The sequence below is a fragment of the Burkholderia dolosa genome (assembly GCF_902499135.1).
Classification (GTDB): Bacteria; Pseudomonadota; Gammaproteobacteria; order Burkholderiales; family Burkholderiaceae; genus Burkholderia; species Burkholderia dolosa.
Window position 1 is genome coordinate 108,098 of sequence record NZ_CABVPR010000005.1, and the last position, 23,104, is coordinate 131,201.

Annotated in this window: 20 protein-coding genes and 1 tRNA gene; 13 read left to right on the forward strand and 8 right to left on the reverse strand. The window is 66.8% G+C overall.

The genetic code is table 11. The features are described 5' to 3' along the window. Position 1: 1 nt before the first annotated feature. Entirely contained in the window at positions 2 to 3,109 is a 3,108-nt protein-coding gene (locus tag BUB20358_RS04225; RefSeq protein WP_006763479.1) for a transglycosylase domain-containing protein, read from the reverse strand. Between the two features lie 438 nt (positions 3,110 to 3,547). On the opposite strand from BUB20358_RS04225, the gene BUB20358_RS04230 reads away from it, so the two are divergent. Beyond that, the gene (locus BUB20358_RS04230; RefSeq protein ID WP_035971763.1) at positions 3,548 to 3,940 is read left to right on the forward strand and encodes an MAPEG family protein; all 393 of its coding nucleotides are present in this window, start codon (positions 3,548 to 3,550) and stop codon (positions 3,938 to 3,940) included. A 198-nt stretch (positions 3,941 to 4,138) separates the two neighbouring features. Next, positions 4,139 to 4,423, forward strand: coding sequence for a PAAR domain-containing protein (locus tag BUB20358_RS04235; RefSeq protein WP_006763481.1), 285 nt, complete (start codon positions 4,139 to 4,141; stop codon positions 4,421 to 4,423). Positions 4,424 to 4,463: 40 nt separating this feature from the next. Here BUB20358_RS04235 and BUB20358_RS04240 read toward each other — a convergent pair whose 3' ends face one another. Both BUB20358_RS04240 and BUB20358_RS04245 read right to left on the reverse strand, forming a co-directional pair. Continuing rightward, positions 4,464 to 4,775, reverse strand: coding sequence for a cupin domain-containing protein (locus BUB20358_RS04240; protein ID WP_006763482.1), 312 nt, complete (start codon positions 4,773 to 4,775; stop codon positions 4,464 to 4,466). A 94-nt stretch (positions 4,776 to 4,869) separates the two neighbouring features. After that, a complete protein-coding gene (locus BUB20358_RS04245; protein ID WP_035971765.1) occupies positions 4,870 to 5,553 on the reverse strand; it encodes a DJ-1/PfpI family protein in 684 nt (227 codons plus the stop codon). 116 nt (positions 5,554 to 5,669) lie between these two features. On the opposite strand from BUB20358_RS04245, the gene BUB20358_RS04250 reads away from it, so the two are divergent. Then, complete coding sequence (locus tag BUB20358_RS04250; RefSeq protein WP_045552411.1) at positions 5,670 to 6,641, forward strand: GlxA family transcriptional regulator; 972 nt, start codon at positions 5,670 to 5,672, stop codon at positions 6,639 to 6,641. Between the two features lie 156 nt (positions 6,642 to 6,797). Beyond that, a complete protein-coding gene (locus BUB20358_RS04255) occupies positions 6,798 to 7,772 on the forward strand; it encodes a LysR family transcriptional regulator (RefSeq protein WP_035971766.1) in 975 nt (324 codons plus the stop codon). Positions 7,773 to 7,918: 146 nt separating this feature from the next. Here the strand turns inward: BUB20358_RS04255 and BUB20358_RS04260 are convergent. The 4 genes from BUB20358_RS04260 to BUB20358_RS04275 all read right to left on the reverse strand — a co-directional run bounded on the left by BUB20358_RS04260 (position 7,919) and on the right by BUB20358_RS04275 (position 12,360). Beyond that, positions 7,919 to 7,995 (reverse strand) — tRNA-Met (locus BUB20358_RS04260). Between the two features lie 176 nt (positions 7,996 to 8,171). After that, positions 8,172 to 9,830 carry an MFS transporter gene (locus BUB20358_RS04265; protein ID WP_035971767.1) on the reverse strand — a complete coding sequence of 553 codons (1,659 nt, stop codon included), beginning with the start codon at positions 9,828 to 9,830 and terminating at the stop codon, positions 8,172 to 8,174. 228 nt (positions 9,831 to 10,058) lie between these two features. Next, the gene (locus BUB20358_RS04270; RefSeq protein WP_035971768.1) at positions 10,059 to 11,612 is read right to left on the reverse strand and encodes a sensor histidine kinase; all 1,554 of its coding nucleotides are present in this window, start codon (positions 11,610 to 11,612) and stop codon (positions 10,059 to 10,061) included. Between the two features lie 16 nt (positions 11,613 to 11,628). Continuing rightward, entirely contained in the window at positions 11,629 to 12,360 is a 732-nt protein-coding gene (locus tag BUB20358_RS04275; RefSeq protein WP_035971770.1) for a response regulator transcription factor, read from the reverse strand. Positions 12,361 to 12,549: 189 nt separating this feature from the next. Here BUB20358_RS04275 and recA point away from each other — a divergent pair, with 189 nt between their 5' ends. The 9 genes from recA to BUB20358_RS04320 all read left to right on the forward strand — a co-directional run bounded on the left by recA (position 12,550) and on the right by BUB20358_RS04320 (position 21,747). Further along, complete coding sequence (gene recA / locus BUB20358_RS04280) at positions 12,550 to 13,620, forward strand: recombinase RecA (protein WP_006763488.1); 1,071 nt, start codon at positions 12,550 to 12,552, stop codon at positions 13,618 to 13,620. Further along, entirely contained in the window at positions 13,620 to 14,477 is an 858-nt protein-coding gene (recX, locus tag BUB20358_RS04285) for a recombination regulator RecX (protein ID WP_006763489.1), read from the forward strand. Before recA ends, recX begins: the two co-directional genes overlap by 1 nt. Before the next feature lie 146 nt (positions 14,478 to 14,623). Further along, positions 14,624 to 15,286, forward strand: a complete 663-nt coding sequence (locus tag BUB20358_RS04290; RefSeq protein WP_045552412.1) for a DUF2889 domain-containing protein — start codon at positions 14,624 to 14,626, stop codon at positions 15,284 to 15,286. 68 nt (positions 15,287 to 15,354) lie between these two features. Next, complete coding sequence (sucC, locus tag BUB20358_RS04295) at positions 15,355 to 16,521, forward strand: ADP-forming succinate--CoA ligase subunit beta (protein WP_006763491.1); 1,167 nt, start codon at positions 15,355 to 15,357, stop codon at positions 16,519 to 16,521. Between the two features lie 71 nt (positions 16,522 to 16,592). Further along, entirely contained in the window at positions 16,593 to 17,474 is an 882-nt protein-coding gene (gene sucD / locus BUB20358_RS04300) for a succinate--CoA ligase subunit alpha (RefSeq protein WP_006398391.1), read from the forward strand. A 153-nt stretch (positions 17,475 to 17,627) separates the two neighbouring features. Continuing rightward, positions 17,628 to 18,332 carry a TerC family protein gene (locus BUB20358_RS04305; protein WP_035971771.1) on the forward strand — a complete coding sequence of 235 codons (705 nt, stop codon included), beginning with the start codon at positions 17,628 to 17,630 and terminating at the stop codon, positions 18,330 to 18,332. Between the two features lie 97 nt (positions 18,333 to 18,429). After that, the gene (locus BUB20358_RS04310) at positions 18,430 to 19,029 is read left to right on the forward strand and encodes a pilin (RefSeq protein ID WP_006763493.1); all 600 of its coding nucleotides are present in this window, start codon (positions 18,430 to 18,432) and stop codon (positions 19,027 to 19,029) included. Positions 19,030 to 19,184: 155 nt separating this feature from the next. Then, the gene (locus BUB20358_RS04315) at positions 19,185 to 20,963 is read left to right on the forward strand and encodes a PglL family O-oligosaccharyltransferase (protein WP_035971772.1); all 1,779 of its coding nucleotides are present in this window, start codon (positions 19,185 to 19,187) and stop codon (positions 20,961 to 20,963) included. Between the two features lie 433 nt (positions 20,964 to 21,396). After that, a complete protein-coding gene (locus BUB20358_RS04320) occupies positions 21,397 to 21,747 on the forward strand; it encodes a TonB family protein (RefSeq protein WP_006763495.1) in 351 nt (116 codons plus the stop codon). A gap of 189 nt (positions 21,748 to 21,936) precedes the next feature. Here BUB20358_RS04320 and BUB20358_RS04325 read toward each other — a convergent pair whose 3' ends face one another. Next, a complete protein-coding gene (locus tag BUB20358_RS04325) occupies positions 21,937 to 23,097 on the reverse strand; it encodes a WD40/YVTN/BNR-like repeat-containing protein (protein ID WP_035973279.1) in 1,161 nt (386 codons plus the stop codon). Positions 23,098 to 23,104 lie beyond the last annotated feature (7 nt).

Here is a 23,104-nt window from a genome sequence, read left to right on the forward strand (position 1 = left end):
GTCACGACGGCTGGGTCGTCGGCGCTTGCGGCGCCGGCGTTTCGGCCTGCGGCGCCGGTCCTTCGGTGCGCGTGCCGGCTTCGACCGGCCGCTCGATCAGCGGAGCGAGCGCCGGCGCCATCGAGCGCAGCAACTGCACGGCCATCGCGCTCGTGAAATCGTAGCGCGCCGCATACGGCTCGTGCGCGGTCGCCGTCAGCACGCCGAAGAAGCGATCGCCGATCACGAAGACGAACGTGCCGCTGCGATTCACCTTGCGCGATTCGATCAGCCGCGCGCCGCGCGCATACACGTTGAAGCGCTGATCGCCCGTTCCCGTCTTGCCGTACACGTCGAGCATCTTGCCGTCCGGCAGCGTCAGGCCGCCCGCGAGGCGCCGCGCGGTGCCGTTCAGCACGACGTCGCGCAGCAGCGTGCGCGCGACCTTCACGATCTCGGGCGCCAGCAGCGGCTGCGGCTGCGCGGCCGCGCGCACGAAGCGCGTTTCGTACGGCGTGCCCTTCGCGAAGTCGAGACGCGTGATCGTTTCGGTGGGCACCTTGTCGCCGCCGGTCGCGATCAGGCCGATCAGTTTCGCGAGCGCGTCCGGCTGGTCGCCCGACGCGCCGATCGCGGCCGCGTACGACGGCGTGACTTCCGCGAACGGATAGCCGAGCGCGCGCCACGACTTCGTGATTTCCGCATACGCGCGCTGCTCGACCATCCGGCGGATCCGCCGATCCTGCGTCGCGCGGTAGCGCGTCTTGTACAGCCACGAGTACGTGTAGAAGCGCGTATCGCGGCTGTCGCGCACCGCATCGTCGAGCGACGCATTCGGGTGCGCGCGCAAGTAGTTCAGCGTCCACAGCGCGAGCGGATGCACGCTCGCGATATAGCCGCGATCGTTGAGGTTGAAGCGGTCGATCGCATACTTCGCGTACAGCGCGGCGAGGTCGTCGTCGGACAGCGACGCGGCCGGCGTGCCCTTCAACTGCGCGCGCATCTGCGCGTTGAACCACGCGAGCGATTCGTTCGGCGCGACGCTGCGCAGCACCGTCGCGATCTTCGGCGGCGACTTGCGCACGTCTTGCAGCATCAGCGCGAGCGCGTCGTCGGGCGTCTTGCCCGCATAGCGCGCGTAGTAGCGCTTCAGATAGACCTTGCTCTCGCCGTCGACGAACTGCTGCAGATAGTGCTTGCGCTGCTCGGGATCGCCGAGCCACGACGACGACGGTCCGGCTGCCTTCAGCATCTCGTAGTGGACGATGTCGCGCATCAGCCGCACGAACACGAGGTTCACCGAATGCTCGAACGCGTGATGCAGCGTCATGATGCGTCCGTTGTCGGACTTGTCGAAGTTCGAGAACACCTGTGCGCCGCCGCCCGTGTAGAACACGTCGGGGCTCGCCGAATACTTGCGTTCGACCGCCGCATCGAGCATCGCCTGCAGCGAGCGGTCGCGCGTATGCGACAGGTAGTCGATCGTCCAGCGCGACAGCGCGTCGATCGGGTCCGGCTTGACGCGCGCGAGCGCCGCGTTCGACAGGTTCGCGTAGCGCGCATGCAGCTCGGACACGATCTGCAGATACGTGATCAGCGTGCGCAGCTTAGCGGTCGAGCCGAGATTGATGCGGCCGCCGCGATTCACGTCGAACGGCTGGTTCACGCTGTCCGTCTGCACGCGCAGCAGGTTCGCGCCGTTGCGATGCTCGTACAGCGTGAAGCTGTACGTGAGGTGCGACGGATCGTCTTTCGGCGCGAGCATCTCGAAGCCGTACAGGCCGGCCGCCTGCGCGCCTTCGCGCGTGGACGCCTGCGCGAGCCGTTCGGCAACCGCCTGCTGCACGCCGTTGTCGAGCGTGCTGGTCGCCTGCAGGTCGAGCTGGTCGAGCTGATACAGATCGTCGATGCCGAGTGCGGCGAGCAGCGACGCGCGCGCGGACGTCACGGCCTTGCGCGATACGAACGACTGCACGCGCGGCGGCGTCGGCGGCGCGCTGCGTTCGATGTGCGCGGCAAGCGCCGCGTCGCGCAGCGCGGGCGAGATCACGCCGCCGTTCGCGAGCAGCCGCAGATAGCTGTCGGTGAGCCGTTGCAGCGCCGGATAGCCGCGGTTGAGGAAATACGACGGCGCGCGCTGCGCGATGATCAGCGACAGCACTTCGCGGAACGTCTTGCCCTGCTGATCGACGTTGTCGCCGGTCGTCGGCGCGGACAGGATCCGGTTCACTTCGTTGAAGTCGCGGCCGTACCACGCGGCGAGGCCGTCGCCGATCCCGGTGATCTCGCCGACGCGCGGCCGCGCCGCGAGCGGCACCGAGTTCAGGTAGCGCACGACGATATCGCGGCGCGCGAGCATCGTCTGCGGGCCGTCGAGATAGGCGCGCACCGACGCGGACGCGATTTGCCTCAGCTTCTCCGGCGGCGACGCCGTGCGGCCTTCCGGCGAATGGCGGAACTTCTCGATCTGCGTCGCGAGCGTGCTGCCGCCGGGGCGCGCCTGATGGTGGTCGACCACGTGCAGCGCCTGATCGGCGAGCGCGCGGCTGAAGCGCCCCCAGTCGATCGCCGGGTTGCGGTTCGGCTGATTCGGATCGAGCAGATAGCGGTCTTCGATGAAGAGCAGCGAGTCGGTGACCACGCGCGGAATTGCGTCGAAGTCGGCATACCCGCGCTGCGGGAACACGGTCGCGAAGAGCGGCGAGCCGGTCGAGTCGAACAGCATCAGCCCGGTCTGGTCTTTCTCTTCGTAAGGAAGGAACAGCCCGCGATCGGCGAGCGACAGCATCCGCTGCGAATCGCGCGCCTGCTTGCTGACGACGAAGCCGCGCGCGAGCAGGCGCTGCTGGAACGTCGGGATCATCGCGTAGCCGAGGCGCCGGTCGTACGGGCCGTTCGCCGGGAAGCGGATGTGGTCGCTCGCACCTGCTTCCACCGTGTAGCCGACGTCGCGCGTCAGTTCGGACAGGTAGCGCGCCTGCAGCCGGGACGTTTCGATCTCGGTCTGCACGAGCCGCGCGACGATCGCTACCGCGACGACCAAGGCGGCGACGAGGGACCACTTGATCCACGTCCAGACCGATGCGGGTCCGATCACGCGAGGCAGGATGCGATTCAGCGGCCGATTCATGGCGGCGTCTCCCTGAGGGGCACGGGCTTCGGCCGCACCCCATTAAGGATTAGTTTAGTCCTCAACTGCGGGCTGCCAAGAGCGGTTCACTACCGAGATGCGTCCGCGCAACGGGCATGCCCGCGCCCCGCGACGCCGGGGCGCCCCATGCCGCGAAGGGCGTGCACCGTCGTCGCGCATCGTCGTTGCACTTCGCGGTTGCAACGTGTGCGGGCGCTCGCAGGGCGCACGGTTCGGCGGGGACGACGGAGCGCAGCGGCGCGATGGCGATGCGCCGGATGCATGCATTGTGAAGAGCCGGCAATTCGGGCCGGATCGGATGCCGGGACGAACACGTGTGTACCGCCGCGCTACGGGTTTCCGCGCTGGCTTCGCGCGCCCGTCGCCGGTACGATCGCCGGACCCGCGGCGCACGTCCGCTTTTCTTCCGGGAGCACCATGTCGATCCATCCGGTTGCGCTAGGCTGTACGGCCATACTCGGGCTGCTGCTGTTCGGGCTTGGGCTCGGCGTGTCGGTGACGCGCTTCAGGCAAACCACCGGCTGCGGATGTGCGCCCGATCCGACGAACGTGCTGCACAAGATCGTGCGCGCACACGGCAACACCGCCGAATACGCGCCGTTTCTCGCGGTGCTGTTTCTCTACTTCGGCGCGCACGATCCGTCGCGCGCGATCCTCTCGCTGATCGTCGCGGCAACCGCGTGCCGTTGCCTGCTCGTTGTCGGGCTGCTCGCATGGCCGACGATGTCGCGGCCGAATCCGTTGCGTTTCATCGGCGCGTTCGGTACGTATCTGTGCGGCGCCGCGCTGAGTGTCGCGCTGTTTGTCTGAGCCGCGTATCGCCGCGCGGGCCGCGCGATCGCAGCGGCCGCGCCGCCATGCAATGCACGAACGGCGCGCATTCAGCGAGCGGCTCGGTGCGCCGGTGATATCCTCGCGGCACGCCCGCGACCGACGGGCCGATACCGATAGCGTGCGTACGGTGCCCACACCGCGCGCCGGCGCGTTTCCGATGGAAGGACCGACATCATGAGCCGCAAATTCATACTGAAGGGCGACGTGACCGATCACGGCGGCGTCGTGCTCGACGGAATCGCGCATTCGTCGTTCGACGGCCGCGAACTCGCGTATCTCGGCGCGCCCGTATTCTGCGCCGCGTGCAACACGCAGGGCGTGATCGTGTCGGACGGCGGCGAGCGGACGATGACCGTGATGGGCAAGATCGTCGCGCTCGAACACGACTTGTGCCAGTGTCTGTGTACGCCGCAGCCGAAGCTGATTGCATCGCAGGAAACCGGGACGATATCCGCGTGAAGCGTGCGGTGCGCGTGCAGCGCGCGCGTCCCGCACGTCGTCAGACGCTGCCTTCGGTCTCGATCACGAGGATGCGCGCTTCGCCGAGCGGATGCGCGACGTGTTCGGTGCCGATCTCGGCATGGAACACGTCTCCCGTTTCGAGCACCGTCGCGTGCTCGACGCCAGCTTCGCGGTAGCGCATCTCGACGCGACCGTCGAGTACCGCGAACACCTCCTCTCCGTCGTTCACGTGCCATCGATACGGCCGATCGGTCCAGTGCACGCGCACCGTGATGCCGTTCATCTTTGCAATGTCGAGCGCACCCCACGGCCGATCGGCGGTGAACGCGGTGCTGCGGACGATTTTCATCGGTGTGTCCTCGGGCGCGAATGTCGATGTCGTGCGATGCGGCCGGCGCGCCGCGCCGGCGCAACGTTCTGCTGCGGATCTGCCGATGTCGCAGTCAGTGCGACATCGTCTTCAGCGCGGCTTCGATCGTCTGCCTGCGTTTCGCGAGGCCGGGCGCCGAACGTTCGGTGACGCGCTGCACGATCGCGGCCGGCGCGGTGTCCGGCGAACCGGCGTCGAACGGCGGTGCGGGCGCGTATTCGAGTTGCAGCTGAATCGCCTGCGCTTCGTCGTCGCCGGCGAGCTCCGCGGCGATCGTCAGCGCGAAGTCGATGCCGGCCGTCACGCCGCCGCCGGTGATCAGGTTGCCGTCGCGCACGACGCGCTCGTGTACCGGCACCGCGCCCAGCGTTTCGAGCAGCGTGTGGAATGCCCAATGCGTCGTCGCGCGGCGACCGCGCAGCAGGCCGGCGACGCCGAGCAGCAGCGCGCCCGTGCACACCGACGTCACGTAGCGCGCGCTCGCCGCGCGCTGCCGGACGAACGCGATCGTTTCGGCGTCGAGCAGCACGTCGTTGATGCCGATGCCGCCGGGCACGCAGATCACGTCGAGCGGCGGGCAGTCGTCGAACGTGCACGTAGGCGCGAGCGCGAGGCCGCTGCTCGACGCGACGGCATCGCGCGACTTCCAGACGAGATGGACGGCCGCATCGGGCAACGACGCGAGCACGTCGTGCGGGCCGGTGAGATCGAGTTGCTGGACGCCGGGAAACACGAGAAGGCCGATATGCACGGTCATGCGGAGACTCCGAATGGAAGGAAGGGCGCGCCGTCGACGACGCGATGGACAGATCGATTCTAGGCGCGTACCGTTTGGCGAAATTGCCATATCGCCCACGTTTTCTGCCAATCGCCATGTCCGCCGTTCCGCGTTCGATCCTCGTCCTCGCGTTTCCCCGTGCGCAGTTGCTCGACGTGTCCGGGCCGTTGCAGGTGTTCGCGTCCGTCAACGAGCTCGCGCTCGAGCGCGGGCAGCCGGCGCCGTATGCACCGCGTGTCGTGGCGGCGGACGCCGGGCCGATCGAGACGTCGTCCGGCCTCGTCGTGATGGCCGATTCGCTGCGCGCGGCCGCGCGGCGTCCCGATACGGTGATCGTCGCGGGCGGCAAGGGCGTGCATGCGGCGTCGAAGGATGCGCGGCTCGTGCGCTGGGTCCGGCAGCAGGCGCAGCGCGCGCGACGCGTCGCGTCCGTCTGCACCGGCGCGTTCCTGCTGGCCGAGGCCGGCCTGCTCGACGGGCGGCGCGCGGTCACGCACTGGACGCGCTGCGACGAACTGGCCGCGCGCTATCCGAACGTGCGCGTCGAAGCCGACCCGATCTTCATCCGCGAAGGCACGCTATGGACGTCGGCCGGCGTGACGGCCGGCATCGATCTCGCGCTCGCCCTCGTCGAGGAGGACCTGGGGCGCGCGGTCGCGCTCGACGCCGCGCGCGAACTCGTCGTTTTCCTGAAGCGTCCGGGCGGGCAGGCGCAGTTCAGCGCGATGCTGTCGATGCAGCGCGCCGAAGACCGGTTCGGCGAACTGCACGCGTGGATTGCCGAGCACCTGAATGCCGATCTGTCGGTTCCCGCGCTTGCCGAACGGATGCGGATGAGCGAGCGCAGCTTCGTGCGCCATTACCGTGCCGGCACCGGCCGCACGCCGGCGCGGGCGGTCGAGCAGATTCGCGTCGAGGCTGCGCAGCGCCTGCTCGGCGAGACGGCGTGGCCGGTCAAGCGGATCGCTGCGCGCTGCGGGTTCGGTTCGGAAGAGACGCTGCGGCGCAGCTTCCTGCGCGTGCTCGGCGTGTCGCCGCAGGCGTATCGCGAGCGCTTCGTGCGGTGATTGACGCAGCGACCGGTGCGGAATCGGCCGGAAACCGATTACTTTCCGGTCCGAACGGCCGGAAATGTTCGCGACGGCGGAACAATGGATGGGGGCTTGTGCCGCCGCGGCCGGCCGCTCTATTCTGTCCCGTTGGCGACTCGAAGGGGAAGCGGCATGGACCGAATCCAGGCAATGGAAGTTTTCACGCGGGTGGTCGACGCGAACAGCTTCACGCGCGCGGCCGACACGCTGTCGATGCCGCGTGCGTCGGTGACGACCATCATCCAGAATCTCGAGGCGCTGCTCGGCGTGCGGCTTCTGCACCGCACGACGCGCCGTCTGTCGCTGACGCCCGAAGGCGCCGCGTACTACGAGCACTGCGTGAAGATCATTTCGGAGATCGCGGAAGCCGACGCGAGCTTCCAGACCGGCAACCGCAAGCCGAGCGGCATATTGCGCGTGCACATGCCGAGCTCGCTCGGGCGGCGCATCGTGCTGCCGTCGCTGTCGATCTTCCGGCAGCGCTATCCGGACATCACGCTCGATCTCGGCCTGTCCGACCGCTACGTCGATCCGGTCGAGGAGGGGATCGACTGCATGATCCGCATCGGGCCGCTCGAGGATTCGTCGATGGTCGCGCGGCGGATCGGGATGCTGAAGCGCGTGACGTGCGCGTCGCCGGATTATCTCGCGCGTCATGGCGAGCCGCGCGAGATCGCCGATCTTGCCGAGCATTACGCGGTGAATTTTCGGGCGAGCCACGGCGCGCGCGCGGTTCCGTGGGTGTTCATGATCGACGGCAAGCCGGTCGAGGTGCGGATGAACGGCAGCATGACCGTCAACGATTCGGATGCGTACGTGACGTGCGGGATCGAAGGGTTCGGGATGATTCAGCCGACGCTGTTCATGGTGCTGCCGAACCTGCTCGACGGCTCGCTCGTCGAGGTGCTGCCCGACTGCAATCCGAAGCCGAAGCCGATTTCGATCGTGTATCCGCACAATCGGCATCTGTCGCAGAAGGTGCGCGTGTTCGCGGACTGGATCGCGGAAGTGTTCGAATCGACGCCGGCGCTCGAAGGCGGCGAGAACTGGCGTGCGCGGGTCGGCGGGAAGGTGCGGGAAGCGCGGCGGGGGACGGTGGCGGCTTGATGGGCGAGCGGGGCGGCGTTGGGGCGCGCGTAGGCTCAGCCCGGCGCGATCGTCGGTGATGTCGATCTGCGCCGCGTGTGCGGAACAAAGGGAAACCTGCGGAGCAAAGAAAAAGGGCCTAGCTCGCGCTAGGCCCTTTCTGCATTTGGTGGCGAATCAGGGACTCGAACCCCGGACCTGCGGATTATGATTCCGTCGCTCTAACCGACTGAGCTAATTCGCCGAAGAGTTGAATTATGGAGAGAGCCGGCAGCGCTGTCAACAGCTTTTTTCATCCCGCCCGAAAAAGTCGCCGGCCACCTGCGCTACCGCGTTGCTGCCCGGCGCGGGCGGGGCGCCGGTCGCCGGGCGGAACAGAACCGCACCCGCCACCGCCGTCGTCCCGCCACGCCGCCGCCGTCAATCCTGCGCGTAGATGTTCGAGTCCTTCGTCTCGCGGACGAACAGCAGCCCGATCACGAACGTGACCAGCGCGATCACGATCGGATACCAGAGCCCCGAATAGATGTCGCCCTTCGCGGCGACGATCGCGAACGCGGTCGCCGGCAGGAAGCCGCCGAACCAGCCGTTGCCGATGTGATACGGCAGCGACATCGACGTGTAGCGGATCCGCGTCGGGAACATTTCGACCAGCATCGCGGCGATCGGCCCGTAGACCATCGTCACGTAGATCACGAGAATCGTCAGGATCACGATCGTCATCGGCCAGTTGAGCTGCGCCGGGTCGGCCTTCGCCGGATAGCCGGCCGCCTTCAGCGTCGACGCGAGCGTCTTGTCGAACGCGGCGCCTTGCGCCTTCGCATCGGGCGCCTTGCCGTCATAGGCGGGAATCACCGTGTCGCCGACCTTGATCTGCGCGGTGGAACCCGCCGGCGCCGGCACGTTCTCGTAGTTCAGGCCGGCCTTCGCGAGCGCGCTCTTCGCGATGTCGCACGAGTTCGTGAACTTCGACGTGCCCACCGGGTTGAACTGGAACGAGCAGGTGGCCGGATCGGCGACCACGCTGATCGGGGCCTTCTGCGTCGCGAGTTCGAGCTGCGGGTTCGCGTAGTGCGTGAGCGCCTTGAACAGCGGGAAGTAAGTCAGCGCGGCGATCAGGCAGCCCGCAAGGATGATCGGCTTGCGCCCGATCCGGTCCGACAGCGAACCGAAGAACAGGAAGAACGGCGTGCCGATCAGCAGCGCGATCGCGATCAGGATGTTCGCGCTCGCGCCGTCGACCTTCAGCGTCTGCGTGAGGAAGAACAGCGCGTAGAACTGGCCCGTGTACCACACGACGGCCTGGCCGGCCGTCAGGCCGACGAGCGCGAGGATCACGATCTTCAGGTTCTTCCACTGGCCGAACGCTTCGGTGAGCGGCGCCTTCGACGTCTTGCCTTCGGCCTTGATGCGCAGGAACACCGGCGATTCGTTCAGCTGCATCCGGATCCATACGGACACCGCCAGCAGCAGGATCGACGCGACGAACGGCACGCGCCAGCCCCACGCGCCGAACGCCTCCTCGCCGACGAGCGTGCGTACGCCGAGAATCACGAGCAGCGACAGGAACAGGCCGAGCGTCGCGGTCGTCTGGATCCACGCGGTGTAGAAGCCGCGGCGATTGGCCGGCGCATGCTCGGCGACGTAGGTCGCCGCGCCGCCGTACTCGCCGCCGAGCGCGAGGCCCTGCAGCAGCCGCATCACGATGAAGATCACCGGCGCGGCGATGCCGATCGACGCGTAACCGGGCAGGAAGCCGACGATGAACGTCGACACGCCCATGATCACGATCGTCACGAGGAACGTATGCTTGCGGCCGACGAGGTCGCCGAGCCGGCCGAACACGATTGCGCCGAACGGCCGCACCGCGAAGCCGGCCGCGAAGCCGAGCAGCGTGAAGATGAACGCGGCGGTCGGATTGACCCCGGAGAAGAAGCTCTTGCTGATGTAGGCCGCGAGTGAGCCGGCCAGGTAAAAGTCGTACCACTCGAACACGGTGCCGAGCGACGATGCGAAGATCACCTTCTTCTCTTCGCCCGTCATCGGCGCGTGCGAAATTTGCCCGCCTAACGTTGCCATGAATCGTCTCCAAGTCCCTTGATATAGATGTGCGGCCGCCTTGGGAGGGCGGGCCTGTCGACGATTATTGGTACGGAAACTTACGGCGCACTGACTCGCGCACGCAAAACGGCTGCGCGTTAACCCGCAGCGAAGCGGGCGCTTCGCGAGCCGATCGCGCAGGAACGTGCGGGAAAACGCCGGTTTCGACGCGATGACGACGCGGCCCGGCGCTGCGGTGCGCGTGGATCAGGGTTGATCCGGGGCGCCGTCCGACAGCGGCAGGCTCACGCGCACGAGCGTGCCCGCGAGGCGCGGCGCGTGCTGGTACACGTGATCGTCGATCGTGAGCGTGCCGCCGTGCTGCGTCGCGATCTCGCGCACGATCGCGAGCCCGAGGCCGCTGCCGTCGCCTTCGCGGCCGAGAATCCGGTAGAAGCGTTCGACGACGCGGTCGCGCTCGGCGGCCGGGATGCCGGGCCCCGTGTCCTCGACCTCGACGTGCGCGAGCCGCGCTGCGCGCTCCGCGCGCACGCGTACGGTGATGCGGCCGCCTTCCGGCGTGTAGCGGATCGCGTTGTCGATCAGGTTGCCGAGCATCTCGCGCAGCATCACGGGGTTGCCGTCGACGTCGAGCGGCGCGTCGTCCGGCGGCCCTTCGTAGCCGAGATCCATCCGCTTCGCGAGCGCCGCCTGCACCCAGTCGCGCACCGCGCGCCGCGCGAGCGCCGCGATTTCGACGGGCTCGAGCGTCAGTCCGCTCGCGCGGTTCTCGGCGCGCGCGAGCGCGAGCAGTTGCGTGACGAGCCGCGCGGCTTGCTCGGAGCTCGTCGCGATCTGCTCGAGCGAATGCTGCACGTCGGGCGGCACCGGATGGCGCAGCGCGAACTCGGCCTGCGTGCGCAGCCCCGCGAGCGGCGTCTTCATCTGGTGCGCGGCATCGGCGATGAAGCGTTTCTGCAGCGCCATGTTCTGTTCGAGGCGCGCGAGCAGGTCGTTGAACGACGTGACGAGCGGCTCGATCTCCGGCGGCGCGCGCTGCGCCTCGACCGGCGACAGGTCGTCGGGCCGCCTTGCGCGGATGTGCGCCTGCAGCGCGTTGAGCGGCGCGAGCCCGCGCGACAGCCCGAACCAGACGAGCAGGATCGCGAGCGGCAGGATCACGAACTGCGGCAGGATCACGCCCTTGATGATGTCGTTCGCGAGCGCGTTGCGCTTGTCGAGCGTCTCGCCAACCTGCACGAGCACCGGCTGCGTGCCGTTCGCGTGCGGCAGCGCGACGGTCGTGTAGGCGACGCGCACGTCGTTGCCGCGCAGCAGGTCGTCGCGGAACACGACGACGCCCGGCGGCGGGCGATCCTCGTCGCGCGGCAGCGGCATGTCGGCTTCGCCCGCGACCAGCTCGCCGCGCGTGCCGAGCACCTGGAAGTACACGCTGTCGACGTTGTCCGCGCGCAGAAAGTCGCGCGTCTGCTGCGGCAGCGTGAGCTCGGCGACGCCGTTGACGGGATGAATCTGCCGCGCGAGCACGTATGCGTTGGTCTCGAGCGCGCGGTCGAACGGGCCGTTCGCGATGGTCTTCGCGACGAGATACGTGACCGCGATGCTCATCGGCCACAGCAGCAGCAGCGGCGCGAGCATCCAGTCGAGGATCTCGCCGAACAGCGAGCGCGGACGCGCGGCCTCGGGCGTGTCGGTTTCGTCGGGCGGCGCGAACGGATTCTCGTAGCGCTCGTCGCGCGCGATGTCGGCAGCCGACGACGGCTCCCCGGTCGGGTGGCGGGACGGGGCCGGCGTGGCCATCGCGGCGACGGCCGGGTCAGCGCAGCGGCGTGCCGGCCGCCGCCGTGGGCTGGGCCGCGGCGGTGTCGGCGGGTGCGGCGGGCGCGGCTTTCTCGAGGCAGTAGCCGAGCCCGCGCACGGTCGAGATCCGTACGCCGCTCGGCTCGATCTTCTTGCGCAGCCGGTGGACGTAGACCTCGATCGCGTTGTTGCTGACTTCCTCGCCCCATTCGCACAGATGGTCGACGAGCTGCTCCTTCGACACGAGCCGTCCGATCCGCTGCAGCAGCACCTCCAGCAGGCCGAGCTCGCGCGCGGACAGGTCGAGCACGCGGTCGTTCGCATACGCGATGCGGCCGACCTGGTCGAACGCGAGCGAGCCGTGGCGCACGACGGTCGGGCCGCCGCCCGCGCCGCGCCGCGTCAGCGCGCGAACGCGCGCCTCGAGCTCGTTGAGCGCGAACGGCTTGGCCATATAGTCGTCGGCGCCGAGGTCGAGCCCCTTCACGCGCTCGTCGACGCTGTCGGCGGCGGTCAGGATCAGCACGGGGAGATTGGAGTTGCGTGCGCGCAGGCGCTTGAGCACGTCGAGCCCGGACATTTTCGGCAGACCGAGATCGAGGATCAGCAGGTCGAACGTCTGCATCGACAGCGCGGTATCGGCGTCGACGCCGCTCTTCACGTGGTCGACCGCATAGCCCGATTGGCGGAGTGACCGGGTGAGGCCGTCCGCGAGTATGCTGTCGTCTTCGGCGATGAGAATTCGCATGTTGCTGACCGGTGGCCGGCAGGGCGTTCGCACCGCGCGGCTGTCTCCGAAGTTATTCGTGTACGACGCAGCCTGCATTGCGGGCTTGCATAAAACACTGTTTTTTTATACAGTGTCTGCATTCGTGGGCGGCGCTTGAAAGCGGGCGCGCCTCTGACAGACGCTGCTCATCATAGCAAAGGACGATTCATGGAAGAAAGCAAGAAGGGCTCCGGGATGACCGCCGAGAAGAGCAAGGCGCTGGCGGCCGCACTCGCGCAGATCGAGAAGCAGTTCGGCAAAGGGTCGATCATGCGGATGGGCGACGGCGAAGCGGCCGAGGACATCCAGGTCGTATCGACCGGCTCGCTCGGCCTCGATATCGCGCTCGGCGTCGGCGGCCTGCCGCGCGGCCGGGTGGTCGAGATTTACGGTCCGGAATCGTCCGGCAAGACCACGCTCACGCTGCAGGTCATCGCCGAACTGCAGAAGCTGGGCGGCACGGCAGCGTTCATCGACGCCGAGCACGCGCTCGACGTGCAATACGCGGCGAAGCTCGGCGTGAACGTGCCGGATCTGCTGATCTCGCAGCCGGACACCGGCGAGCAGGCGCTCGAAATCACCGATGCGCTGGTGCGCTCGGGTTCGATCGACATGATCGTCATCGACTCGGTCGCGGCGCTCGTGCCGAAGGCCGAAATCGAAGGCGAAATGGGCGATTCGCTGCCGGGCCTGCAGGCTCGCCTGATGTCGCAGGCGCTGCGCAAGCTGACCGGCACGATCAAGCGCACGAATTGCCTCGTGATCTTCATCAACCAGATCCGGATGAAGATCGGCGTGATGTTCGGCAACCCGGAAACCACGACGGGCGGCAACGCGCTGAAGTTCTACTCGTCGGTGCGTCTGGATATTCGCCGGATCGGCTCGATCAAGAAGAACGACGAGGTGATCGGCAACGAAACCCGCGTGAAGGTCGTGAAGAACAAGGTGTCGCCGCCGTTCCGCGAAGCGATCTTCGACATCCTGTACGGCGAAGGCATTTCGCGCCAGGGCGAGATCATCGATCTCGGCGTGCAGGCGAAGATCGTCGACAAGGCGGGCGCCTGGTACAGCTACAACGGCGAGAAGATCGGTCAGGGCAAGGACAACGCGCGTGAATTCCTGCGCGAGAATCCGGAAATCGCGCGCGAGATCGAGAACCGCATTCGCGAATCGCTCGGCGTCGCCGCCATGCCGGACGGCGCAGGCCACGAAGCCGAGGCGATGGACGAAGAAGAGTGATGGCGGGACGCCGAGGTCGAGCTGGCGAACCGGACGCGAGCGCGCTGCCCGAAGCGGCGGTGCGCTCCGGCCGGCGAGCCGCAACCTCGGGCGTCCGCCAGCGGGACGCGCGCAGCGATGCGGCGGCCCGCACCGCGACGAGGGCATCCGACGATGCCCTCGTTTCATTTGAGATTCCCGCACCTGACGATCCATTCGACGAAGACGAGTCGTTCGACGCGCACGATCGCTCCCGTCGCCGCGTGTCAGGCGTCGCGTTCCCGCGCGAGCGGGAATCGGCAGCATCGACGTCGGGCAGCGAAGACGTCTATACCCGCAGCAGCCAGCATCCGCGCCGCACGAAGCGTGCGGCCGGCGCTTCCTCCGCCGACATTTCCGGCACCGGCGAACGCAAGTCTTCGAAACCGCCGCGTTCGCTGAAAGGGCGCGCGCTCGGCTATCTGTCCCGGCGAGAGCACAGCCGCGCGGAACTTGCCCGCAAGCTCGCGCCGTATGCCGGCGAAGACGAATCGGTCGAGTCCGTGCTCGATGCGCTCGAGAAGGAAGGCTGGCTGTCCGACGCGCGTTTTGCCGAGAGTCTCGTGCATCGCCGCGCATCGCGCGTCGGCGTCGCGCGCATCGTCAGCGAACTGAAGCGGCACGCAGTCGGCGATGCGCTCGTCGACGAGGTCAACACGCAGCTGCGCGAGACCGAATGGGCGCGCGCGCAGGCAGTCTGGCGCAAGAAATTCGGTGCACTGCCGCAAACGCCGGCCGAACGTGCGAAGCAGGCGCGCTTTCTCGCCGCGCGTGGCTTCTCGAGCGCGACGATCGTGAAGCTGCTGAAGGTCGGCGACGATTTTCCGCTCGACGATTGAGTACGCGCATCGCGCGCTGCGCGCGCGATTTTGCTGCAACGCAACTGCTTCCGGACAGGCGGGAATACCCGCCGTTGCCGCCGGCGGCCTCAAATACCCAATATGCTAAAATCCACCGGTTTTCCTCTTCGGCCTCAACCTCCAGCATGCCGCTATCCGAGCCCGTGCCCCGTCAGTTGCGACATCGACGCGCAATCCGAGCGGAAGCCTACGAGCGCGGCGACGGCTTGCGGGACATCGAAGCCTGCCTGACCGACCACAAGCCGCGCGACGTCGCGCTTGCGTCGGGCATTCGGCCTCAGGGCCTGCCGATCCACGAACTCTGGCTGCGCGTGACCATCGATCGTGACCTGAATGTCGTCGACGCCGAAGCGTCTTCGGAATGGGTGCCGTATCCCGGTCACTGTCAATCCGCCTCTCCCGCCTATCGAGCGCTCGTCGGTCTCAACCTCTTCCGCAATTTCCGCCGTAACGCGAACCGGCTGCTCGCCGGCGTCGCAGGCTGTTCCCACCTCACCGAACTGTGCGCGGTGCTGCCGACGGCAGCGATCCAGGCGTTCGCCGGTGACGTGTGGAACGTGCGTGAAGAGGGCGGCGAACGGCACGACCGCGACGGCCTGCACGACGCCGAACCGCCTTTCCAGCTCGGCCGCTGCCGCGCGCTGAGGTTCGACGGCGAGGTCGTACGGCAGTACTACCCGCGGTGGTATGGGCCGAGCCGGCCGGAGCAAGACATGCCGGTCGCGGGCGCGCCCGTGCGCGACATGCCCGTCGGCAATATGCCTGTCCGGGGCGGCACGAAGGAATGAACGGAAATCAATCGAAGAAGCGTCTTAAGCGACTTTTCATCCAACTCTCAGACTGAAGGGAATCACGCATGAAGATTCACGAGTACCAGGGTAAGGAAATCCTGCGGAAATTCGGAGTCGCGGTACCGCGCGGCAAGCCGGCGTTCTCGGTGGACGAGGCCGTCAAGGTGGCAGAAGAGCTGGGCGGCCCGGTGTGGGTCGTCAAGGCCCAGATTCACGCGGGCGGTCGCGGCAAGGGCGGCGGCGTGAAGGTCGCCAAGTCGCTCGAGCAGGTGCGCGAGTACGCGAACCAGATCCTCGGCATGCAGCTGGTCACGCACCAGACCGGCCCGGAAGGCCAGAAGGTGAACCGCCTGCTGATCGAGGAGGGCGCGGACATCAAGAAGGAACTGTACATCGGCATCGTGATCGATCGCGTGTCGCAGAAGGTCGTCGTGATGGCCTCGAGCGAAGGCGGGATGGACATCGAGGAAGTCGCCGCGAAGACGCCGGAAGCGATCCACAAGGTCGCCGTCGAGCCGTCGAAGGGCCTGCAGGACGCGGAAGCCGACGATCTCGCGAAGAAGATCGGCGTGCCGGACGCATCGATTCCGCAAGCGCGCGAAATCCTGAAGGGTCTGTACAAGTCGTTCTGGGAAACCGACGCATCGCTGGCCGAAATCAACCCGCTCGTGCTGACGGGCGACGGCAAGGTCATCGCGCTCGACGCGAAGTTCAACTTCGACTCGAACGCGCTGTTCCGCCACCCGGAAATCGTCGCGTACCGCGACCTCGATGAAGAAGATCCGGCCGAAATCGAAGCGTCGAAGTTCGATCTTGCGTACATCTCGCTCGACGGCAACATCGGCTGTCTCGTGAACGGCGCGGGCCTCGCGATGGCGACGATGGACACGATCAAGCTGTTCGGCGGCGAGCCGGCGAACTTCCTGGACGTCGGCGGCGGCGCGACGACCGAGAAGGTCACCGAAGCGTTCAAGCTGATGCTGAAGAACCCGGATCTGAAGGCGATCCTCGTGAACATCTTCGGCGGCATCATGCGCTGCGACGTGATCGCGGAAGGCGTGATCGCGGGCTCGAAGGCCGTGAACCTGAACGTGCCGCTCGTCGTGCGCATGAAGGGCACGAACGAGGACCTGGGCAAGAAGATGCTCGCCGAATCGGGCCTGCCGATCATCTCGGCGGACAGCATGGAAGAGGCTGCGCAGAAGGTCGTCGCGGCTGCCGAAGGCAAGTAAGACGCGCGCTCAATGAACACGCATGGCGGCGCGGTTCGTACGCGACGCCAATCGAACAGAGGTCAAAATACATGTCGATTCTGATCAACAAGGACACGAAGGTCATCACGCAGGGCATCACCGGCAAGACCGGTCAGTTCCACACGCGCGCCTGCCGTGAATACGCAAACGGCCGCGAAGCATTCGTCGCGGGCGTGAACCCGAAGAAGGCCGGCGAAGACTTCGAAGGCATTCCGATCTACGCGAGCGTCAAGGAAGCGAAGGAAGAAACCGGCGCGACCGTGTCGGTCATCTACGTTCCGCCGGCAGGCGCTGCTGCAGCGATCTGGGAAGCGGTCGAAGCCGATCTCGATCTCGCGATCTGCATCACGGAAGGCATTCCTGTGCGCGACATGATCGAAGTGAAGGACCGCATGCGCCGCGAAGGCCGCAAGACGCTGCTGCTCGGGCCGAACTGCCCGGGCACGATCACGCCGGACGAGCTGAAGATCGGCATCATGCCGGGCCACATTCACCGCAAGGGCCGCATCGGCGTCGTGTCGCGTTCGGGCACGCTGACGTATGAAGCGGTCGCGCAGCTGACGGCGCTGGGCCTCGGTCAGTCGTCGGCGGTCGGCATCGGCGGCGACCCGATCAACGGTCTGAAGCACATCGACGTGATGAAGATGTTCAACGACGATCCGGATACGGATGCGGTCGTGATGATCGGCGAGATCGGCGGTCCGGACGAAGCGAACGCCGCGCAGTGGATCAAGGACAACATGAAGAAACCGGTCGTCGGCTTCATCGCGGGCGTCACGGCGCCTCCGGGCAAGCGCATGGGCCACGCCGGCGCGCTGATCTCGGGCGGTGCGGACACGGCCGAAGCGAAGCTGGAAATCATGGAAGCGTGCGGGATCAAGGTCACGCGCAACCCGTCGGAAATGGGCCGCCTGCTCAAAGCAGCGCTGTAATTTCCGCGGTTCGTCCTGCAGAAAACGCCGGCCTAGCCGGCGTTTTTTGTTATGCTCGCGCAATGTTTTTGTAAGCACCGGGCAAGCGCGACGCATGTCCGGCGACGAACCGGGTCGTCCGTCGGGCGGCCGCAGCTCCGAACCATCCTCACCATGCTCGAATTCCTGACGTCGCTGCACTGGGGCGCCGTGCTCCAGATCGTCATCATCGATATCCTGCTTGGCGGCGACAACGCCGTCGTCATTGCACTCGCGTGCCGCAACCTGCCAGCCAATCAGCGGCTGCGCGGCGTCGTCTGGGGCACGGCCGGTGCGATTCTGCTGCGCGTCGTGCTGATCGCGTTCGCGGTCGTGCTGCTCGACGTCCCGTTCCTGAAGTTCGGCGGCGGCCTGCTGCTGCTGTGGATCGGCGTGAAGCTGATGGCGCCGGCCGCCGACGCGCACGACAACGTGAAGCCCGCCGACCGGCTGTGGGAGGCCGTGAAGACGATCGTGATCGCCGATGCGGTCATGAGTCTCGACAACGTGATCGCGATCGCCGGCGCGGCCGAGCAGGCCGACCCGTCGCATCGGCTGGCACTGGTGATTTTCGGGCTCGTCGTCAGCGTGCCGATCATCGTGTGGGGCAGCACGCTCGTGCTCAAGCTGCTCGACCGCTTCCCGATCGTCGTTACGTTGGGCGCCGCGCTGCTGGGCTGGATCGCGGGCGGGCTGATGGTCCGCGATCCGGTCGGCGACCGCTGGCCGGTGCTCGATACGCCGGCGGCAATCTATGGCGCGAGCATCGCCGGTGCGCTGCTCGTCGTCGTGGTCGGATATCTGCTCAGGAGCCGTCGCGCCGCGCCGAGCACGCACTGACGTTGGCCGTCCGGCCGAATGTCCGGTTCCCGGCGCGCTGGCTACGATCGATACGCCTGCCTTTCCCGGCAGGCGTTTTTCGTTTCCGGAGCCAGTCATGTTCGAAGCCTTTTCCGTTTCCCTGTTCCGCCGCCTGGCCGCCGATCTGCAGCAGCGCACGCGCCGGCGAGCGCATCGCGGGCGGCCGGCCGGCTTCACGCTGATCGAGCTGATGATCGTGCTGGCGATCGTCGGCGTGGTCGCTGCGTACGCGGTCCCCGCATACCAGGATTACCTCGCGCGTTCGCGGGTCGGCGAGGGGCTCGCGCTCGCGGCGTCGGCGCGGCTCGCGGTTGCGGACAATGCGGCGAGCGGCGCACCGCTCGATGGCGGCTACAGTTCGCCGGCCGCGACGCGCAACGTCGAATCGGTGCGCATCGACGGCGACACCGGGCAGATCACCGTCGCATTTACCACGCGCGTCGCCGCCGCGGGCACGAATACGCTGGTGCTCGTGCCGTCCGCGCCGGACAAGGCCGATACGCCGACCGCGCGCGTGGCGCTCAAAAAGGGCACGATGCAGGCCGGCGCGATCGCGTGGGAGTGTTTTGCCGCCGGCAAGAGCGCGTCGTCGTTGCCCGCGCCGGGTTCCGGGCCGTTGCCGAGCGAGGCCGCGACGCTGCCGGCGAAATATGCGCCGGCGGAATGCCGTGCATAGCGTGCGCGACGACGTACGGCAGCGGCTGACCGGACGAACGGGCCGCCATAGGCGCCCGCCGCACGCGGTGTGCGGGGCGCTCGCTCGCGAGACAGGCCCGCACAGAGCAGGGAAAGTTTTGTATAGTGCGCCGGTTGCTGACATCCGGTTCGCTCATGCCTTCTACTTTTCCCCGCTCTTTGTCGCTCGTTGCGCTGGCTGTCGCGCTGATCGTGCCGTACGCGATCACCCATCACACGTATCCGATCCCGACGTTCTATTCCGAGTTTTCCGCGCTCGTACTGTATTTGCTGGTCGGGCTTTCCGTCGTGCTGCTCGTGCGCACGGGCCGCTCGGCCGAGCCTTTTGCCGCGCCCGCCGCGTTCGTCGCGCCGCTCGGATTCGCGGCGGTGCTGATTGCCCAGGTCGCGCTGTTGCCGCTCAAGGTGCCGTCGATGAACTGGCTGGCGGTCGGCTATCTCGGCGCGGCGCTGGTCGCGATGCAGGCCGGTTATGCGCTCGCGCGCGAAGGGCTCGTCGATGCCGTCGCACGGATGATGGCCGGCGCGCTGCTGGTCGGCGGCGTGTTCGCGGTCGGATGCCAGATCGTGCAGCTGTTTCACGTCGAGTCGGCCGTGTCGCCGTTCGTCGTCGTGTACAACATCGCCGTCGATCGTCGTCCGTACGGCAACATGGCGCAGGCGAATCATCTTGCGACCTACATAGCGTTCGCACTCGCCGGCGCGCTGTATCTCGTGCAGACGCGCCGGCTAGCGGTGTGGGCGTGGATCGTGCTGTCGATCGTGCTGTCGACGGGCCTCGCGCTGACGGTGTCGCGCGGGCCGTGGCTGCAGGTTGCGGTGATGGTGGTCGCGGGCTTGTGGATGGCATGGCTCGAATCGCGCCGTGCGCCGGGCAATCGGCGCGCATGGCTCATGCCGGTCGCGCTCGCGGTCGCGTTCGTCGCGGTCAACGTCGCGGTGCGCTGGGCGAACCTGCATTTCCATCTGAATCTCGCGGAATCCGCGGCGGAACGGATGCGCGACGCAGGGCAGATCGCGCCGCGCCTCGCGCTGTGGAAATACGGGCTGGCGATGTTCCGCGAGCATCCGTTGCTCGGCGTCGGCTGGGGCGAATTCCCGTGGCACCAGTTTGCGCTCGTGCGCACGCTCGGCGGCGTCGAGATCGCGAACAACTCGCACGACATCTTCATCGACCTGCTCGCGAAGTCCGGGCTCGTCGGTCTCGGCGTGCTGGTCGTCGCGCTCGTCGCGTGGTTCGTGCGTGCGTTGCGCGCGCCGCAGTCGAGCACGCGCGTATTCGGCTTTGCGCTGATCGGCATCCTGCTGATGCATGCGCTCGTCGAGTATCCGCAGCAATACATGTTCTTCCTGCTGCCCGCGATGTTCGTGATCGGCCTGCTCGACGTGAAGCCGTTGCGCATCCTGCCGTCTCGCGCGGCGTTCGGACTGTTCGCGGTGCTGTCCTTGGGCGGGCTGCTCGCGACGGTGCCGGTGCTGCGCGACTACCAGCGTGCGGAAGTGCTGTACTACGGCAGCAATCCGGCCGCGCAGTATCGCGATGCGCCGTCGCTGCTGTTCGGCGCGTGGGGCGATTACGGCGCGGCGACGCTGCTGACGATTTCGCGGGACGATCTTCCGGCGAAGCTCGCCGCGCACGAGCGCGCGATCGCGCTGCTGCCGGGCGAGACGGTGCTGCGCCGCTATGCGGTGCTGCAAGCGCTCGCCGGCCGCGAAGCCGACGCACTCGACACGGTCGCGCGCCTGCACGTATTCGCGAAGGAACTGAAGGACTGGCCGGCACAACTCGCCGCGCTCTACAAGCTGTGCGACGAGCAGCCTTCGTTGAAGGCGTTCAAGGCGGCGCTCGTTGCGAAGTACGGTGAAGTGCCGTCCAACGCGGACGACGAGTCGGATGACGACGATACCGAGTAGGGAAGTCCGGCGGCATCGGAGCTGACGGCTGCGTTTCGCCGGGTTTTGACGAAGCAACGATCGGCGCGGAGCGATCCGGCGTGATGGCGGTTCGGTGCCCATTGCTTCCGCGGCCGCATGGATTCGGGCCGAAGCCGGTGCGATTCGCGTCAACCATTGTCAAATCGGCACCGCTCATGCGGCGCCGCATGCACAATGCGCTGGCTTTTCATGCGTACCGACGCGCGGCGGCGCGGGTTTTTTGCGCTCCGATGAAATGCGTCGGCCGGTTCGGACGAACGTCGGGGCAACCCTGCGGTTGAGCGGTCGTTCAGCCGGGCGGTGCCGGCGGAGCCGATCCGAGGACGGACGCAGTCACGCGCGTCCGAGATAGCGGACGAAGCCGGTGCGATGCGCGGCGTTCGCCGAGAACAATGAACAACGGGATTCGACCATGGCTATTCGCTCGACTTGTCTGATTCTGTCTGCCGTCGCGTTGCTGTTTTCCGGCTGCGCGATGCTGCCGTCGTCGCAGGAAAGCCGGCTGACGTGCCGCATCCCGCGCGCCGTCTATCCGGATACCGCGAAGCCGCTTACGCGTCCGGCGACCGTGCTCGTGCGTGCGCTGATGACGGCGTCCGGCGAAGCGCAGAACGTGACCGTGACGACGAGCAGCCGCAATCCGGCAGCCGATCGTGCGGCCGTGGACGCGATGACGCATGCGACGTGCACGCAGACCGGCGCGACCGCGAACCCGTTTCTGTTGACGCAGCCGTTCGTGTTCGAGCCGCGGCGCGGGGAGTGATCGGCGCGGCGGATTTTACCGTGCGTCGTCCGACCCGCTCTTCGATATTTCGGATCGGACCATTCGAAAGCCGGTACTGCATACGGTGCAGCCTTGTGTCGCGCGCGGTTGGCGCTCGCCTCGCTTGGCGTGAAATGCGCCGCCTCGAGATGTGTTGCGACACCGGCGCAACCGCGTGTCGGCGCAGATTCAGAACTGCCGTTTCTTGAGCGTATAGGCGACGAGCGAATACAGCGTATTCGTTTGAGCATTGAAATATCCGCCCTGAGCCGCTTTCTCTTTGGTCTGGCTCCAGGTTTTCCCCGCGTCGCTACTGACGAACGTGAAATCGACCGGTGCGCCGTTGGGGCTGGTATCCGTTGCATATACGATTAACAACCCGTCTCTGCCGACACTCAGGCTATCGACGGTCAGTTTCTCGTCGAACGCATGTAATTGTTGAACCTGTTGCGGCGCGCTGTTTGTCCAGGTCGAAAGCGCGCCGATTCGTTGCCCTTTGTCGGCAGGATCGTCGACGTTGCGCGGTTCGCCGAGACGCGACAACGCGTAAAGCGCGTAGCGGTTCGACGTGACGGGTGACGACGACAGATTGACGACCACTTGTCCAGGAAGAACGGCATCTTTGGTGAAAGACGTCTGCTCCCAGCCCAGTTTGTAGACGACGCTTCGCGCGGGACCCTGATCCGACTTTGCGACATAGTAGGCGATGCGCAACGTACCGTCCGGACCAAGATCGATGCCGTCGAACGTACGGCGGGGCTTGCGGGGATCCATGGCATCGGGTGGCAAACCGATCTCGCGCCACGTTCGACCGCCATCGGGAGTGCGCCATACGTGCGGTCCCCAGCCGACCGCATAGCCGCGCTGCGGATCGAGGAACAACAGGCGATCAATGTTGCGGTCCTCGGGCCAGTCGAGCTGGATCCAGTCGCGCCCGCCGTCTGACGATTTCCAGAGCTTGGTTAGCTGTGGCGTCAAACCGTCGACCGGCTGCGGCGACTTGTAATCCATCCAGCCGGTGCTGATGAATTCGACGCTCCAGTCGCTGGAATGCCACCACGCGGCGGTCTGGCCTGGCTGCCTGAAGTGGCGTGCCATGTCGCCGTTGATCGGGCCGCGCCAGAACTCGACGGATGTCCGGTTCAGCGTTTCACGGCTGTCGTTCATCCATGCTTCGGACGGCTCGGCTTTCTCCTTGTCTGTCCATTCGGAGTATGGCTTGAAGGTGATTTCGGGCTGGCTGATCTTCAGCGTCATTGCTTCATTTCCCGATATTACGAAGTCACCAGCGCCGTACGGCTTGCTGTTCTTCATGAAATTGTTGGAAACGACCATCCAGTCATTCGGCATATATGTG